Origin of the sequence: Magnetospirillum molischianum DSM 120 (assembly GCF_000294655.1) — a bacterium.
GTDB lineage: Bacteria > Pseudomonadota > Alphaproteobacteria > Rhodospirillales > Magnetospirillaceae > Phaeospirillum > Phaeospirillum molischianum.
Map to the genome: position 1 here is coordinate 180,763 of NZ_CAHP01000014.1, position 13,797 is coordinate 194,559.

Consider the following 13,797-nt stretch of genomic DNA (forward strand, 5'->3'; position numbering starts at 1 on the left):
GCACCCCCCGACTGCACGATTGTTTTTACCTGTCGCCCCATCCCTGGCTGAAACCGACTTCGCTGATACCAGCGGCACTTGAACCGGGGAACCGCGAAAGCTACAGTGGCAAATGCGTAAAACTCAGGAATCTACACAATCATGATGGATATTCGTGACGGGCTGGCCGGAGCCATCGGCGAGACTCCGCTGATCCGGTTGCGGCGCGCCTCCGAGGCGACGGGCTGCGACATCCTGGCCAAGGCTGAATTTCTCAACCCCGGCGGTTCGATCAAGGACCGTGCTGCCCTGGGAATCATCCGTGACGCCGAAATGCGCGGCTGGCTGAAGCCCGGCGGCACCATCGTCGAGGGGACCGCCGGAAACACCGGGATCGGTCTGGCCCTGATCGGACGGGCGTTGGGCTATCGCACCCTGATCGTGATGCCCGAGACCCAGAGTCAGGAAAAACGCGACATGCTGCGGCTGGCCGGGGCCGAGTTGAAACTGGTTCCGGCGCTGCCATTCCTCAATCCGGGGAATTACGTCCGGGTGTCGGAGCGGCTGGCCGGAGAATTAGCCGCAACCGAGCCGAACGGCGCCCTGTGGGCCAACCAGTTCGATAATGTTGCCAACCGTGAGGCGCACCGCACCACCACCGGGCAGGAAATATGGCGCCAGACCGGCGGACGAATCGACGCCTTCACCTGCGCCGTCGGCACCGGCGGCACCCTGGCCGGAGTCGCGCTGGCCCTGAAAGCGCACCGACCAGACGTGAAGATTGTGCTGGCCGACCCGATGGGATCGGCGCTGTACGAATTTTATGCCAGCGGCCATCTCCGCAGCGAGGGCAACTCGATCATCGAAGGGATCGGCCAGGGCCGGATCACCCGCAATCTCGACAATGCCCCGATCGACGATCAGATTCGCATCGGTGATGACGAGGCGCTGGACGTGCTGTTCGATCTGGCCGAGCATGAGGGATTGCTGGTCGGCGGCTCGTCTGGACTCAACGTCGCCGCAGCGATCCAGACCGCCCGCAAGCTTGGACCGGGGCACACGGTAGTGACAGTGCTGTGCGATCATGGTACCCGTTACCAGAGCAAGCTGTTCAATCCGGCCTTCCTGCGAGAACGCGGACTGCGTGTCCCCGAGTGGCTGGAACGAACCCCGATCGAGTGACAAAGGGAGACCGTGACGATGAGCATCGCCAACCCGGACGCCCTGGTCAGCACCAACTGGCTGGCCGACCACCTTTCCGCTCCCGACGTTCGGGTTGTCGATGCAAGCTGGTTCCTCCCCAAGCAGAACCGCAACGCGCGGGAGGAATACGAGGCCGAGCATATTCCCGGCGCGGTCTTCTTCGACATCGACGAAATCGCCGATACCGATTCGGGACTGCCGCACATGCTGCCTCCGCCCGAGAAGTTTTCGAGCAAAGTGCGCAAGCTCGGGCTTGGCAACGGCAACCGGATCGTCGTCTACGATTCCAATAACTACGCTGCCTCGGCCCGCGTGTGGTGGATGTTCCGCACGTTCGGCCATACCGATATCTCGGTGCTGGACGGCGGCTTGCCGAAATGGCTGCGCGAGGGCCGCCCGGTCGAGGATCTGCCGCCGGTTCCCCGCACCCGCCACTTCGTCGCCCGCTTCAACCGGCTCTTGCTGCGCGACTACGACCATGTTCTGGCCAATGTCGAAAGCCATCACGAACAATTGATCGACGCCCGCCCGGCTCCCCGCTTTCGCGGCGAGATTCCCGAGCCGCGCCCCTGTCCGCTCCAGGGGCATATCCCCGGCGCGGTCAACATCCCCTCCGCCGAACTGATCGACGAGACCACCCACACCCTGTTGCCGCCCGACGCCCTGCGCGCACGCTTCGACGCCGCTGGCATCGATCTCAAACGGCCGACCGTCGTCGGCTGCGGCTCGGGCGTTACCGCCTGTATCGTCGCCCTGGGCCTGCATCTGATCGGAGCGAATGAAGTCGCCGTCTATGACGGCTCGTGGGCGGAATGGGGCAACCGCGAGGGATCTCCGGTCGCACAGGGGTAACGGGCGGATCGCCCGCCCCCTTTCGCCGTCGCCGATGGACAGAACTGAACCCCTGATCCATGATTAGGCAATATCCTGGCACCGCATCCGGGGGGATGGCGGGCCAGGATAAAGGGGGGCCTATGGCAACAATCGTTTATGGAATCTGGGACGGCTCAGTCATCGACCATCGCAATGGCAATGGCGAGGCCAGTTCCCTTTTCCCCAGCCTTGCCGGGTTCGGAGAATTCAATCCGGGTAATCCTATCCGCGCCTTCTTCGGCGATCGTGGTTTTCTGATCTTTGACCGTACGGTCAGCCTGATCGACGCGCTACGACGCCAGCTTGCCAAAGCCGAGGAGCAATCTTGCGGCAAATGCACCCCCTGCCGGATGGGCACGGCGCTGATCGGCGTGTCTCTGACGGCGATGGCGCGGGGCGAGGCGGCGCCGCTTGACCTCGACTCGATCGTGATGTTGGGACGGCAGATGGCCGAAACCTCGCTCTGCGGACTGGGGCGGACCACACCAATTGCCCTGCTGGCGGCGCTGACCCATTTCCGCGACGAGATCGAGAGAGAAATCGCCTCCGGTGTACCCTGTCCGACCCAATACGGCATGGATTACATGACGGCTCCCTGTATCGAGGCCTGTCCGTCGAAAATCAACGTGCCGCGCTACATCGATTATATCCGTGACGGCAAGCCCGAGCATTCGCTGGGCGTGATCTTGCAGAAATATCCGATGGCCGCAACCTGCGGCCGAGTCTGCGTCCGCTTCTGTGAAATGGCCTGTCGCCGCAATCTGGTTGATGAGGCGGTGGGAATCAAAATTCTGAAGCGCTATGTCGCCGACCATCAGAAGGGACCGAATGCGCTGCGTTTCTCACGCGACCTGATCGCCTCGTTCCACCCTACCGAGATGCGGGTGGCGGTGGTCGGCGGCGGCCCGGCGGGAATTTCCTGCGCTTACCACCTGCTGCTGCACGGCTATCACGTCGATATCCTGGAAGCGATGGCCGAGCCGGGCGGCATGGCCGCGATCGGCATCCCCAGCTATCGTCTGCCCAAGGACGTATTGCGCTCGGAAACCGACATCATTCTCGCCCTGGGCGGACGGTTTCTCTTCAATCAGGCGATGGGACGCGATTTCACCATCGACAGCCTGTTCGAGCGCGGCTACTGCTCAGTATTCCTGTCGCTGGGCTGTCAACAAGGAACGCCGATGGGCGTTGCCGACGAGGATTCCTCGGCGCTGGGCTATGAGACCGGGATCGGTTTCCTGCTCAAGGTCCACGACCACATCGCCGGCACCCGCCTGACCCGCCTCTGCGGCGACGTGGTGGTGGTCGGCGGCGGCAACGTCGCCATGGATTGCGTCCGCTCTGCATTACGCATGGGGGCCGAGCGGGTCCACCTGCTCTATCGTCGCACCCGCGAGGATATGCCCGCCGACCACGAGGAGATCGAGGCCGCCGAAGCCGAGGGCGTCATCGTTCATTTCCTGACCAATCCGGCACGGATCATTCACGAAAATGGCCGTGTCGTCGGCCTTGACGTCGTGTCGATGCGCCAGACCGAAACCGACGCCCGTGGACGGCGTAACGTCGAATCGGTCCCCGGCTCGGAACGGCGGATGGAGTGCTCCGTGTTAATCTCGGCGATCGGACAGCAGGTGCGCAAGGGCGTTCTCAGTCCCTCCGACGGCATCGCAATGACCCCGTGGGGCTGTATCGAGGCGGCTCCGGTCGATCTTGCCACCTCGCGACCCGGCGTGTTCGCTGGCGGCGATTGCGTGTCCGGCCCCTCGACCCTGATCCACGCGATGGCCGCTGGACTCAAGGCGGCGCGCAGCATCGACGATTATCTTCAGTTGGGTCAAACCCGCTTCTTCCCGCGCTCGCGGATGCGGCAGATCCTCAACGAGCACAAGCTGTTGGCCGCCGATTGCGTCGAACTTCCGGTGCGTCTGGAATACCGGGTTCACCATCCCGAACTCGACCCAGAAGTCCGCCGGACCATGTTCGAGGAGGTCGAGACCACCATCTCGGACGAAGACGCCTATCGCGAAGCCAAACGCTGCATGCGCTGTTACCGCATCTATTCGGTAATCACCGAACAGCCCATCCCGGAAGGAGCGGCCTGACATGACCGACCAAACCGTCACCGCCACTCTTGACGGCCGCACCGTCACTGCCGAGGCGCAGGAAACCATCTTGGCCTGTGCCCGCCGCCACGGAGTTCCGATCCCGACCCTGTGCGAATTGAACGACATCGACCACGCCCCCGCCACCTGCCGGGTCTGCATGGTCGAGATCGAGTCCCCCGGTCGCGATTCGGCTCAATTGGTCGCCAGTTGCAACACCCCGGTACAAGAGGGAATGACGATCCGCACCCGCACCCGTCGGGTGCGCGAGGCACAGCGGCTTCAGGTTGAGCTGCTTTTAGCCGACCACAATCAGGATTGCGCCACCTGCGTCCGCCACGGCAATTGCGAGCTACAAGACATCGCTCAATATGTCGGGCTGCACACCAACCGCTTCTTCGACCGGACCCGGACGCTGGGACGCGGGATCGATACCTCGTCACCGGCAATGATCCGCGACATGACGAAATGCATCCGCTGCCAGCGTTGCGTCACCATCTGCCGCAACGGGCAGACCGTCGATGCGCTGGTGGTCACCGGCACCGGGATCGATTCGGCAGTCGGGCTGCATCACGGCCTCAGCCAGAAAGACTCAACCTGCGTCACCTGTGGCCAGTGCGTGATGGTCTGTCCGACCGGAGCGCTGGGCGAGCGCGACGAGACCGATACGGTACTCGACTTTCTGTTCGATTCCGAGATCGTCACGGTCTTTCAGTTCGCGCCAGCGGTGCGGGTCGGCTTCGGCGAGGAATTCGGCCTGCCGCCCGGAACCAATGTCGAAGGCCGGATCATCGGAGCGTTGCGCCGCCTGGGGGCAGACATCGTTCTCGACACCAACTTTGCCGCCGACGTGGTGGTGATGGAGGAAAGCGCCGAATTGCTCGGCCGTCTGGCCGGAAAACGACGACCGACCTTCACCTCGTGCTGTCCCGCCTGGATCAATTTCGCCGAGCGGCACTATCCCGATCTGCTGCCGATGCTATCCTCGACCAAATCGCCGCAGCAATGTCTGGGCAAGATCGCCAAGACCTATCTGCCCGAACGGATGGGAATCGATCCCGCCCGGATCCGGGTGATCTCGATCATGCCCTGCACCGCCAAGAAAGACGAACGTGTCCGCCCCCAACTGGCGGAAAACGGTGTGTCCGAGATCGACGTGGTTCTGACCACCCGCGAGTTCGCGCGTCTGCTGAAGCGCCAGGGCATCGACCTGCGCAGTCAGGAACCATCGGTGTTCGACAATCCGTATATGAGCGCCTATTCCGGGGCGGGGGCGATCTTCGGCACCACCGGCGGCGTGATGGAAGCGGCGGTGCGAACAATGTACCAGATCGCCAACGGACGCGAATTGCCCCAGATCGAACTCAGTCAACTGCGCGGTTTTGATGGTGCCCGCACCGCCACCATCGAAGTCGGCGGCACCATCGGCACGGTCAAGGTGGCGATGTGTCACGGCCTACGCCCGACCCGCGACCTATGCGAAGCGGTCCGGGCCGGTACCGCCGATTTCGACTTCATCGAAATCATGGCCTGCCCCGGCGGCTGTGTCGATGGCGGCGGCAATCTGCGGTCGAAGAAGGCGTATCTGCCTTATGCCTTGAAGCGGCGAGAGAGCCTGTTCGCGATCGACCGCTCCACCGCTGTACGCCAATCGCACAACAACCCGCAGGTCCAGGCGCTATACCGCGATTTCCTGGAACGGCCATACTCGGAAAAGGCTCACCACCTGCTGCACACCTACTACACTGATCGGTCTGTCGAAATGTCGCTGACCGTCAAGCAGGTCTGGGAAGACATCACCATGAGCACGATGGTGTATTAGTTCGCTCGCTGCCTAAATTTTACAAGCCGCCTCGCCAGATTGGCGAGGCGCGCAAACGTCACTTTCGGTGAGATTTCCTTCGATCGCTTGAGGATGGCCTAATTGCTGATCGGGGGAGTTGATAGCGCCTTCCGTAGAAGGTCGTTCAACTGCCGATCTTGCTCGACAAGCTTTGGTTTGGGCTGCTTCCCTGTCATGCGATGACAGGCATTCCCACGATGTAGGGCGGTAGGCCATCAAGATAGTACTGCATCATGCGCTTGCTATTGGCCTCAACGATAGGGTTGGTTTTATTGGCCTCATACCATTTGAATGCGGCCTTGCAGAGGTTTTCGCAAAACTCAACGACACCATAGACGTAGGCATCACCGAACTGACAGTTCGTGAACGACGCGCCACCAGGCGGGGCGAAGATCACCCTAGCGACGCTGTGCTGTAAGTCGCCAAACCTACCTTGGTGCAGAACCCCGCAGCGAATGGAATATAGATCTTCCGCCGTTACGAAGTCGAATCCCGCACCAGAGAGATTTTCTGTGCACCAATTTTTATATTCTTTTCCACCTGCTCTCCCATTCTCTGCAGCCAATGAAGCACAGATAGTTGGGAGAGCCGAGGCCATGCCGATCGCAATCAAATGCAACCCGTTCTTTGCCGCCGCATTGATTTGTTCAAGCAGCGGATAGAGAGGTAATGTGGTCTGTTCCTGCAAAGCCATTCTCCCGCTCAAGCCATGCCAAGAGGTCGAACACATCAATCTCTTATAGCGCCAGCCTGTTCATCTAATATTTGCACCAACCACTCTGTAGTTCAATTATTTAATTTCCGACAATTTCGACACAACCCGAAAGGACGCGGGTCTTTATGGCCCCAGGGGCGACACTCGTCGCTCGTGGACATCTAGGGCGTACACTACGGGAACCTTTCGGGAAATAGAAAGCGCCCGGTGTGACGCATCGCGTCACACCGGGCCTGCTACAGCGCATCTCGTCGAAGTTATTGCGTTCCTGTCAAATTACCCGGCGCAACCAAACCGGACGCACGGCCACCACAAGGGGGTGGCCGTCAGCGATAGCGACGGTGTGATCGATAAACCCTTTAGCGCGCAACCGCCCAACAATCGACGCGGTTCCGCCCCAGATGTCGGCCTGGTTCAATTCAATGGCGACCGCGCGAGGCGTGTCCAAGTGGTCGATAATCGCTTCGATGTCGGCATCAATGGCATCAACGCCGGTGAACCAAACCACATCGGCGCTTTCTTCGTCCCCCCGACAGGCGGATGGAGACCGGAACGCCCCTGCACATTTGCAGCCGAAACGCGCCAGACCAAGCAAATGCTCAAGCGCCCCTCGACCTATCACAACCACACGGTCACCAGAGCTAACCGATGTCGCGGCGATCAGAGCCTCGGTACGACAGAACGATGAAATACCAGTCGATAAGGGAGGTTGTTCCTGCAGGCTGCCTAACATTGGAAAGTTACCCTATTCAATCGACGATGGAGCGATTTTATCCACACCGTCGATTGGCTCGCCATGCGGTTCTGCGCTCTTCTCGCATATGTTTTCTCTGCCCGCGCAATAAAGGAAAAATAAAAACAGGGTTTATTTGACGCCGCACGTCCATACCGATCATAACCAGAGAGCGGCTGTAATCGGAAGATATTCAATTAATAGGATATCACTCTTCCGAGTCGCGACGGCCGCGCCGTGCCGCCCACGCACCGAAGATCATCAGTCCCAAGGACAGGAACGGAGCAATCTGCCATTCGACCAAGTGTCTGAACGGTAACGACACTCGATCGTCCATCAACCATAAAATATCGGCACCCAGCAGCCCAACCGCCGCAACCACCGAAATAGCGGTGATCGCGCCCGATGCCATCCTGGGATTCACAGAATCATCCGCCATGTCTTCTTCCTCCGCCAGCGATACGGTGACGAAGAGCGGACGCCATAGAAAATGGTCGCCACCAATATCGACCGGGCATCCTCTGTCGCATCGGCGATAAAAATCGATGTGGAAATTCGTTGTTCGTTCATATCGACGAACACCGCACAAACAATATGGAAATCCATATGGATAATTTACGGCCACGATCCGCAGTATAAAAACAGACGTAACCGTGATCAGAGGATATTTATGACCGTCATCGCCATGGGTTCGCTGCGGATAAGCATCCTGCTGGCATCCGTCTTTACCCTCGTCATTCCCGTCTGCGCCGCTGCGGCCCCCCGCCTGCCATTCCAGCCGGCGGCACACAATATCGCCAAGCCCGAGAGTGCGCTCCCGACTCGTCCCGCCCCGCCCGCGGGAATTCGGTCACTCTGACGGGAGATATGTCCTCATCGCACCGAATCGGCGCGGCAAGAGCGTTCCGTACAGATACGCTCGATTGAGGCAAAGATGCTTTACTTCTCGAAAGTAAAGACACTCTTGATATGGACAATATGCCTCTCAGGCATTTTGTTCAGCCTGCCGAATCTGATTGGAACCGAATTCACTCCAAGCTGGCTTCCTGCGCCACTGACTGTGATTGAGGACAGCACGGCCAATCCCGATCTCGGCACGGACAGGATTGACGCCAGCTTAATCGGCTGCGTCACCGGCTTCATTCTGGTCGTCGCTTTTATGGGGGCGACCTATGGCGTGTTCGGCATTTTCGCCAACATCGCCCTGGCGTTCAATCTGGCCCTGACCCTTGCCGCACTGTCACTGCTTGGCGCCACTGTAACTCTTCCCGGCATCGCAGGACTCTTGCTGGCGCTTGGATTGTCGATTGACGCAAACATCCTTATCAATGAACGCATTCGAGAGGAGACCCGGAACGGCGCACCGCCCGTAACCGCGATGGAAACGGGGTTCCGGCGCACAGATTCAACACGCTTCGACCGCAACATGGTCATCCTGATCACGATGCTGATTCTGTTCGCGGTCGGCACCGAAACCGTAAAAGGCTTTGCGCTCACCGTCAGCCTGGGAATCGTCACCTCGATCTTCACGTCCACACTTTTGACACGCTGGCTGATGGCAGCCTGGTTCTGGTCGCACCGGCCGAAACTTCTTCCCGGATCGCACCTTCGTCATCCGACCGCGCACCACCCCCTTCCGTTCATGAAAGGGCGCAGCATCTACTTAGCCATTTCGGCCGCTCTGAGCCTTGCATCGGCTGGGCTGTTCTTCGCACAGGGTCAGATTGGGCAATTCCAAACCGGAATGCTGACTCTGGGATTAGCCGCCATCGCGATGCCGATCTACATCTGGTTCCGCTTTGGATGGCAATTCGGGATCGGGGCTGTCGTCGCCATGTTGCTGGATGGAACCAAGACGCTGGGCTTCTTTGCCCTGACCGGAATGCCGGTCAATATGACGGCGATGGCCGGATTAGTGACGATCATGGGCTATTCGATCACCAACAAGATCATCGTCTATGACCGGATCCGCGAGAATCTGGGGCGATACCCCAAGCAACCCCGGCACGAACTGCTCGATCTCAGTCTTCATCAGACTCTGATCCAGACTGTCCGCACCTCTCTCGCACTCGTCCTGGTCATCCTCCCGCTCACCTTGTTCGGCGGCGAGGCGCTGCGTCAATTGGCGGTCACGCTCCTGTTCGGCGTCATCCTTGCGACATCCTCATCGATCTTCATTGCCGCTCCGGTCCTCCTGTTCCTGGGAGACCTGGACCTGACACGCTCCCCCACCAACAAAACAGACTTTCGCGCCGCAGCGACGGCAAAGCCGGAGGTAGTGCCTGAAAGCTGTAGCTCAGAGAGACTTTCGCCCGAGATGGCGGCATGGCATCGTAAGGCGGGACGCCAGAAAGCCAGGAGAACGCCATGCCGACCGATCCCGAAACGATCTTATTGACCGAACAGACCGATGGCATCGCGACGCTGACGCTGAACCGTCCGGCGGCACGCAATGCGCTGTCGATGGCGCTGATGGCCGAACTGGAGGCCGAACTGGCGCGGCTGGCCGCCGATGCCACGACCAAGGTCGTGGTGCTGGCGGCGAACGGCCCGGCGTTCTGCTCCGGCCATGACCTGAAGGAAATGCGCGGCCTTTCGGGACGCGATGCGGTCGCTTCGGTGTTCGACCAATGCGTCCGGGTCATGAAAGCAATCGTCCGTCAGCCCCAGCCGGTGATCGCCAAGGTTCACGCGATGGCCACCGCCGCCGGGTGCCAGTTGGTGGCATCGTGCGATCTGGCCTTCGCCGCCGCGAGCGCCCGGTTCGCGACACCGGGAGTCAATATCGGCCTGTTCTGTTCGACTCCGATGGTGGCGCTCAGTCGAGTCGTCGGACGCAAGGCGGCGATGGAGATGCTGTTGACCGGCCACCCCATCGACGCCGCCACCGCCGAGCGATGGGGGCTGATCAATCGCGCCGTTCCGGTCGAGGCACTGGATAAAATAACCGCCGAGACGGCGGCCCTGATCGCGGCGAAATCGTCCCGTACCGTCAAGACCGGCAAGGAAGCCTTTTACCGTCAGGCTGAAATGGACTTGGACGAAGCCTATGCCTATGCCGCCCGTGTGATGACCGACAATATGCTGGCCGCCGACGCAACCGAGGGAATCGACGCCTTCCTGGCCAAGCGCCCGCCGGTATGGCGAGAATAATCCATTCGTCCCGCGCCCTCGTTCAATCGACGGGCGCATTCCCCATCGGAGCCGGGGCGCTGACCGAGCGACGATATTCGCCGGGATTGGCCCCGGTCCATTTCTTGAAGGCACGGTGAAAGGCGCTGGTTTCGGCGAACCCCAGCTCGGCGGCGATATCCATCACACTGAGCCTGGTATCGGATAGAAGATTAATCGCCATGTCGCGGCGCAGATGGTCCTTGATGGCCTGATAAGACTGCCCCTCCGCCTCCATCCGCCGACGCAGCGTCGAGACAGACAGCCGCATGTCCAAGGCGATATCGTCAAAGCCGGGCCATTCGCCCGGTGGCTGCGCGCGCAGACGACGCTGGATCTGCGCCGCCAGCGATGAACTGTCCTTGTACTGAATCAGCAGGTTCTCGGGCGCAACGGCCAAAAACGTCTTCAATGATTGCGCCGTCCGCACCACTGGCAAAGCGAGATATTGAGGGTCGAACGCAACCGCCGTCTCCGGCTGCTCGAACCGCAAATCGGCGCTGAACATCAGCCGATATTCCTCGGCCTGGGGCGGTCGGGCATAGCGGAACGCCGCCCATTGCAAGGGAATGCGCCGGTTGACCAGCCAGCAGGCCAGCCGATGCACAAACATCAGCAATGTTTCTTGGGCGAAAATCCGGGCCGACGCGGCGGGATCGCGTTCGATCAGCGTCAGCACCGCCTTGCCGTCAAGACTGGACAGAGTGCCACGCAAATCGTCCAGCCCAAGATCGAAGAAGCGCAAGGCCCGCGCCAATGCCTTATCCAGGGTGCGGCAATGAATTACGCAATGGCACATCATCGCGAAGCTGCCCACCTTCACCCGCCGCGAATCGTGGCCGAAGAACTCGTCGTCCAGAACTTGGGCGATCAGGCGCAGCAGCATGGTGTAGGTATCGGACGACACCCGCGCATGGGGATGGGACAACAGAGCCGGCGACAGCCCGACCTGCTCCAGCATTTCGTCGGCATCGAATCCCCGGCGGCGAACACCGTCGAGTACGGCATCGACGAACAAAATCGAAATGGTGCCTTTTTCCATACCCCCCTTGCCGCGCGCAGGTCTTTCCGACAACGCAGACTAACCTAAGACGTAAAAACTGTCAGGGTGTCTGAACGCTCGTGACATCGCCCGCGACCGCACGCTCCGATACCCTTCGCGCCGGACTTGCGACGGGAGAGCACAGCGCGATGCGGATCAGGGACTCAGTCTTTATCGTCACCGGGGGCGGCTCGGGCTTGGGTGCGGCGGCGGCGAGAATGATCGTCGAGAATGGCGGCCGCGTTGTTCTGGCCGACATCAACGCGGCGGCAGGAACCGCCGTCGCGGCAGAATTGGGCGCGGCCGCCCGCTTCGTGACAACCGACGTCGCCGACGAAGCCAGCGCCACCGGGGCGGTCGAGACCGCTCGGGCCACCTTTGGCGGGCTTCACGGCTTGATTAATTGCGCGGGCATCTGTCCGGGCGAGAAGGTGGTGGGCCGCGACGGGCCACATGCCTTGTCCACGTTTTCCCGCGCTATCGCTGTCAATCTGATCGGCACCTTCAACATGGTGAGGCTGGCCGCCGCCGCGATGAGCACGGGAGAGCCCAATGAACAGGGCGAGCGCGGCGTGATCATCAACACGGCTTCGATCGCCGCCTACGACGGACAGATCGGACAAGCCGCCTATGCCGCCTCGAAGGGGGGCGTGATCGGGATGACCTTGCCCATCGCCCGCGAACTGGCCCGCCACGGCATCCGCGTCATGACCATCGCTCCCGGCATTTTCGCCACCCCAATGGTTCAGGCGATGCCGCAAGAAGTTCAGGACGCGCTGGGGCGGTTGGTTCCCTTCCCGCCCCGCCTGGGCGATCCGGTCGAATTCGCCGATCTATGCCGCGCCATCGTCGGCAACGTGATGCTGAACGGCGAGGTCATCCGCCTCGACGGCGCAATCCGCATGGCCGCCAAATAATCAAAACAAAAAAATCAGGGAGAACAACGTCATGACCACCACCGACCCCGTCGTCATCGTCGGCACCGCCCGCACTGCGCAGGGTGGCTTTCAAGGCGTCTTCAAAGATATTCCCGCTGCCGCGCTGGGGTCCGCCGCGATCGGGGCCGCCGTGGCACGGGCCGGCTTGCGCCCAGACCAGATCGAAGACGTCATCATGGGCTGCGTCCTGCCCGCCGGTCAGGGGCAGGCCCCGGCCCGCCAGGCCGCGCTCGGTGCCGCTTTGCCGCTGTCGGCGGGATGCACCACGATCAACAAGATGTGCGGATCGGGAATGAAGGCGGCAATGCTGGCCCACGATTCGATCTTGGCCGGAACCGCCGCGGTGATGGTGGCGGGCGGCATGGAAAGCATGACCAACGCCCCCTATCTGCTCGACCGGGCCAGAACCGGCTATCGCATCGGCCATGGCCGCGTGCTCGACCACATGTTTCTCGACGGCTTAGAGGATGCCTACGAAAAAGGCCGCCTGATGGGCACCTACGCCGAAGAATGCGCCGATGCCTATGGCTTCACCCGCGAAGCTCAGGATGCCTGGGCCACCACCTCGCTGGCCCGTGCCTGCAAAGCCATCGCCGATGGCAGCTTCCAAGACGAGATCGTTCCGGTAACGGTGCGGGACGGCAAGGCGAACCGGATCGTTAATACCGATGAACAGCCGGGAAAAGCCAATCCCGACAAAATTCCGACGCTGAAACCGGCCTTCCGCGAGGGCGGCACCGTCACCGCAGCCAATTCCAGCTCGATTTCGGACGGAGCCGCCGCGCTGACCCTGATGCGTCTGTCTCATGCCGAGAAACTGGGGCTGCGTCCCATCGCCGCGATTCGCGGCCATGCCACCCATGCCCAACAGCCCAGTCTGTTCACCACCGCACCAATCGGTGCGATTTCCAAGCTGCTGGAACGGGTGGGCTGGACCCACGATCAGGTCGATCTGTACGAGATCAACGAAGCGTTCGCCGTGGTGACGATGGCGGCAATCAAGGATCTTGGCTTGCCCGAGGAGAAGGTCAACGTCCATGGCGGCGCGTGCGCCCTGGGCCATCCCATCGGCGCTTCGGGGGCGCGGATCGTGGTGACCCTGTTGGCGGCGTTGCAAAAATACCAACTGAAGCGGGGGATCGCCTCGCTGTGCATCGGCGGCGGCGAAGCCACCGCCTTGGCCGTGGACTTGTTCTGA

13 protein-coding genes are annotated in these 13,797 nt (G+C 61.2%); 9 read left to right on the top strand and 4 right to left on the bottom strand.

The features are described 5' to 3' along the window. Positions 1–144 precede the first annotated feature (144 nt). The 4 genes from PHAMO_RS05130 to PHAMO_RS05145 all read left to right on the top strand — a co-directional run bounded on the left by PHAMO_RS05130 (position 145) and on the right by PHAMO_RS05145 (position 5,979). The gene (locus PHAMO_RS05130; protein WP_040566261.1) at positions 145–1,161 is read left to right on the top strand and encodes a cysteine synthase A; all 1,017 of its coding nucleotides are present in this window, start codon (positions 145–147) and stop codon (positions 1,159–1,161) included. Positions 1,162–1,179: 18 nt separating this feature from the next. Beyond that, entirely contained in the window at positions 1,180–2,034 is an 855-nt protein-coding gene (gene sseA / locus PHAMO_RS05135) for a 3-mercaptopyruvate sulfurtransferase (protein WP_002727093.1), read from the top strand. Between the two features lie 122 nt (positions 2,035–2,156). Then, positions 2,157–4,157 carry an FAD-dependent oxidoreductase gene (locus PHAMO_RS05140; RefSeq protein WP_002727094.1) on the top strand — a complete coding sequence of 667 codons (2,001 nt, stop codon included), beginning with the start codon at positions 2,157–2,159 and terminating at the stop codon, positions 4,155–4,157. Position 4,158: 1 nt separating this feature from the next. Further along, the gene (locus tag PHAMO_RS05145) at positions 4,159–5,979 is read left to right on the top strand and encodes a [FeFe] hydrogenase, group A (protein WP_002727095.1); all 1,821 of its coding nucleotides are present in this window, start codon (positions 4,159–4,161) and stop codon (positions 5,977–5,979) included. Positions 5,980–6,172: 193 nt separating this feature from the next. On the opposite strand, the gene PHAMO_RS05150 is transcribed toward PHAMO_RS05145, so the two are convergent. The 3 genes from PHAMO_RS05150 to PHAMO_RS05160 all read right to left on the bottom strand — a co-directional run bounded on the left by PHAMO_RS05150 (position 6,173) and on the right by PHAMO_RS05160 (position 7,887). Then, a complete protein-coding gene (locus tag PHAMO_RS05150; protein ID WP_002727096.1) occupies positions 6,173–6,694 on the bottom strand; it encodes a hypothetical protein in 522 nt (173 codons plus the stop codon). A 292-nt stretch (positions 6,695–6,986) separates the two neighbouring features. Then, on the bottom strand, positions 6,987–7,448 hold the full coding sequence (locus PHAMO_RS05155) for a hypothetical protein (protein WP_002727098.1): 462 nt from the start codon (positions 7,446–7,448) through the stop codon (positions 6,987–6,989). Between the two features lie 208 nt (positions 7,449–7,656). Continuing rightward, the gene (locus tag PHAMO_RS05160) at positions 7,657–7,887 is read right to left on the bottom strand and encodes a hypothetical protein (RefSeq protein WP_002727100.1); all 231 of its coding nucleotides are present in this window, start codon (positions 7,885–7,887) and stop codon (positions 7,657–7,659) included. A gap of 51 nt (positions 7,888–7,938) precedes the next feature. Between PHAMO_RS05160 and PHAMO_RS19290 the strand changes: the two genes are divergently transcribed. The 3 genes from PHAMO_RS19290 (at position 7,939) to PHAMO_RS05180 (ending at position 10,601) form a co-directional block, all read left to right on the top strand. Continuing rightward, positions 7,939–8,307 carry a hypothetical protein gene (locus tag PHAMO_RS19290; RefSeq protein WP_155801553.1) on the top strand — a complete coding sequence of 123 codons (369 nt, stop codon included), beginning with the start codon at positions 7,939–7,941 and terminating at the stop codon, positions 8,305–8,307. 135 nt (positions 8,308–8,442) lie between these two features. Then, on the top strand, positions 8,443–9,846 hold the full coding sequence (gene secF, locus PHAMO_RS05175; RefSeq protein ID WP_051002367.1) for a protein translocase subunit SecF: 1,404 nt from the start codon (positions 8,443–8,445) through the stop codon (positions 9,844–9,846). Further along, positions 9,816–10,601 (top strand): enoyl-CoA hydratase, encoded by a 786-nt coding sequence (locus PHAMO_RS05180; protein ID WP_002727104.1) that lies wholly within the window; start codon positions 9,816–9,818, stop codon positions 10,599–10,601. The genes secF and PHAMO_RS05180 overlap by 31 nt, the downstream gene beginning before the upstream one ends. A gap of 22 nt (positions 10,602–10,623) precedes the next feature. On the opposite strand, the gene PHAMO_RS05185 is transcribed toward PHAMO_RS05180, so the two are convergent. After that, positions 10,624–11,661, bottom strand: a complete 1,038-nt coding sequence (locus PHAMO_RS05185) for an AraC family transcriptional regulator (RefSeq protein WP_002727106.1) — start codon at positions 11,659–11,661, stop codon at positions 10,624–10,626. 149 nt (positions 11,662–11,810) lie between these two features. On the opposite strand from PHAMO_RS05185, the gene PHAMO_RS05190 reads away from it, so the two are divergent. Both PHAMO_RS05190 and PHAMO_RS05195 read left to right on the top strand, forming a co-directional pair. Next, complete coding sequence (locus PHAMO_RS05190; protein ID WP_002727108.1) at positions 11,811–12,578, top strand: SDR family NAD(P)-dependent oxidoreductase; 768 nt, start codon at positions 11,811–11,813, stop codon at positions 12,576–12,578. Between the two features lie 31 nt (positions 12,579–12,609). Next, positions 12,610–13,797, top strand: coding sequence for an acetyl-CoA C-acyltransferase (locus PHAMO_RS05195; protein ID WP_002727111.1), 1,188 nt, complete (start codon positions 12,610–12,612; stop codon positions 13,795–13,797).

Excerpts from the sequence above, each read along its gene's own strand:
- PHAMO_RS05130 (WP_040566261.1), top strand. The coding sequence starts at position 145 with ATGGATATTCGTGACGGGCTGGCCGGAGCCATCGGCGAGACTCCGCTG.
- sseA (WP_002727093.1), top strand. The coding sequence starts at position 1,180 with ATGAGCATCGCCAACCCGGACGCCCTGGTCAGCACCAACTGGCTGGCC.
- PHAMO_RS05140 (WP_002727094.1), top strand. The coding sequence starts at position 2,157 with ATGGCAACAATCGTTTATGGAATCTGGGACGGCTCAGTCATCGACCAT.
- PHAMO_RS05145 (WP_002727095.1), top strand. The coding sequence starts at position 4,159 with ATGACCGACCAAACCGTCACCGCCACTCTTGACGGCCGCACCGTCACT.
- PHAMO_RS05150 (WP_002727096.1), bottom strand. The coding sequence starts at position 6,694 with ATGGCTTTGCAGGAACAGACCACATTACCTCTCTATCCGCTGCTTGAA.
- PHAMO_RS05155 (WP_002727098.1), bottom strand. The coding sequence starts at position 7,448 with ATGTTAGGCAGCCTGCAGGAACAACCTCCCTTATCGACTGGTATTTCA.
- PHAMO_RS05160 (WP_002727100.1), bottom strand. The coding sequence starts at position 7,887 with ATGGCGGATGATTCTGTGAATCCCAGGATGGCATCGGGCGCGATCACC.
- PHAMO_RS19290 (WP_155801553.1), top strand. The coding sequence starts at position 7,939 with ATGGTCGCCACCAATATCGACCGGGCATCCTCTGTCGCATCGGCGATA.
- PHAMO_RS05180 (WP_002727104.1), top strand. The coding sequence starts at position 9,816 with ATGCCGACCGATCCCGAAACGATCTTATTGACCGAACAGACCGATGGC.
- PHAMO_RS05185 (WP_002727106.1), bottom strand. The coding sequence starts at position 11,661 with ATGGAAAAAGGCACCATTTCGATTTTGTTCGTCGATGCCGTACTCGAC.
- PHAMO_RS05190 (WP_002727108.1), top strand. The coding sequence starts at position 11,811 with ATGCGGATCAGGGACTCAGTCTTTATCGTCACCGGGGGCGGCTCGGGC.
- PHAMO_RS05195 (WP_002727111.1), top strand. The coding sequence starts at position 12,610 with ATGACCACCACCGACCCCGTCGTCATCGTCGGCACCGCCCGCACTGCG.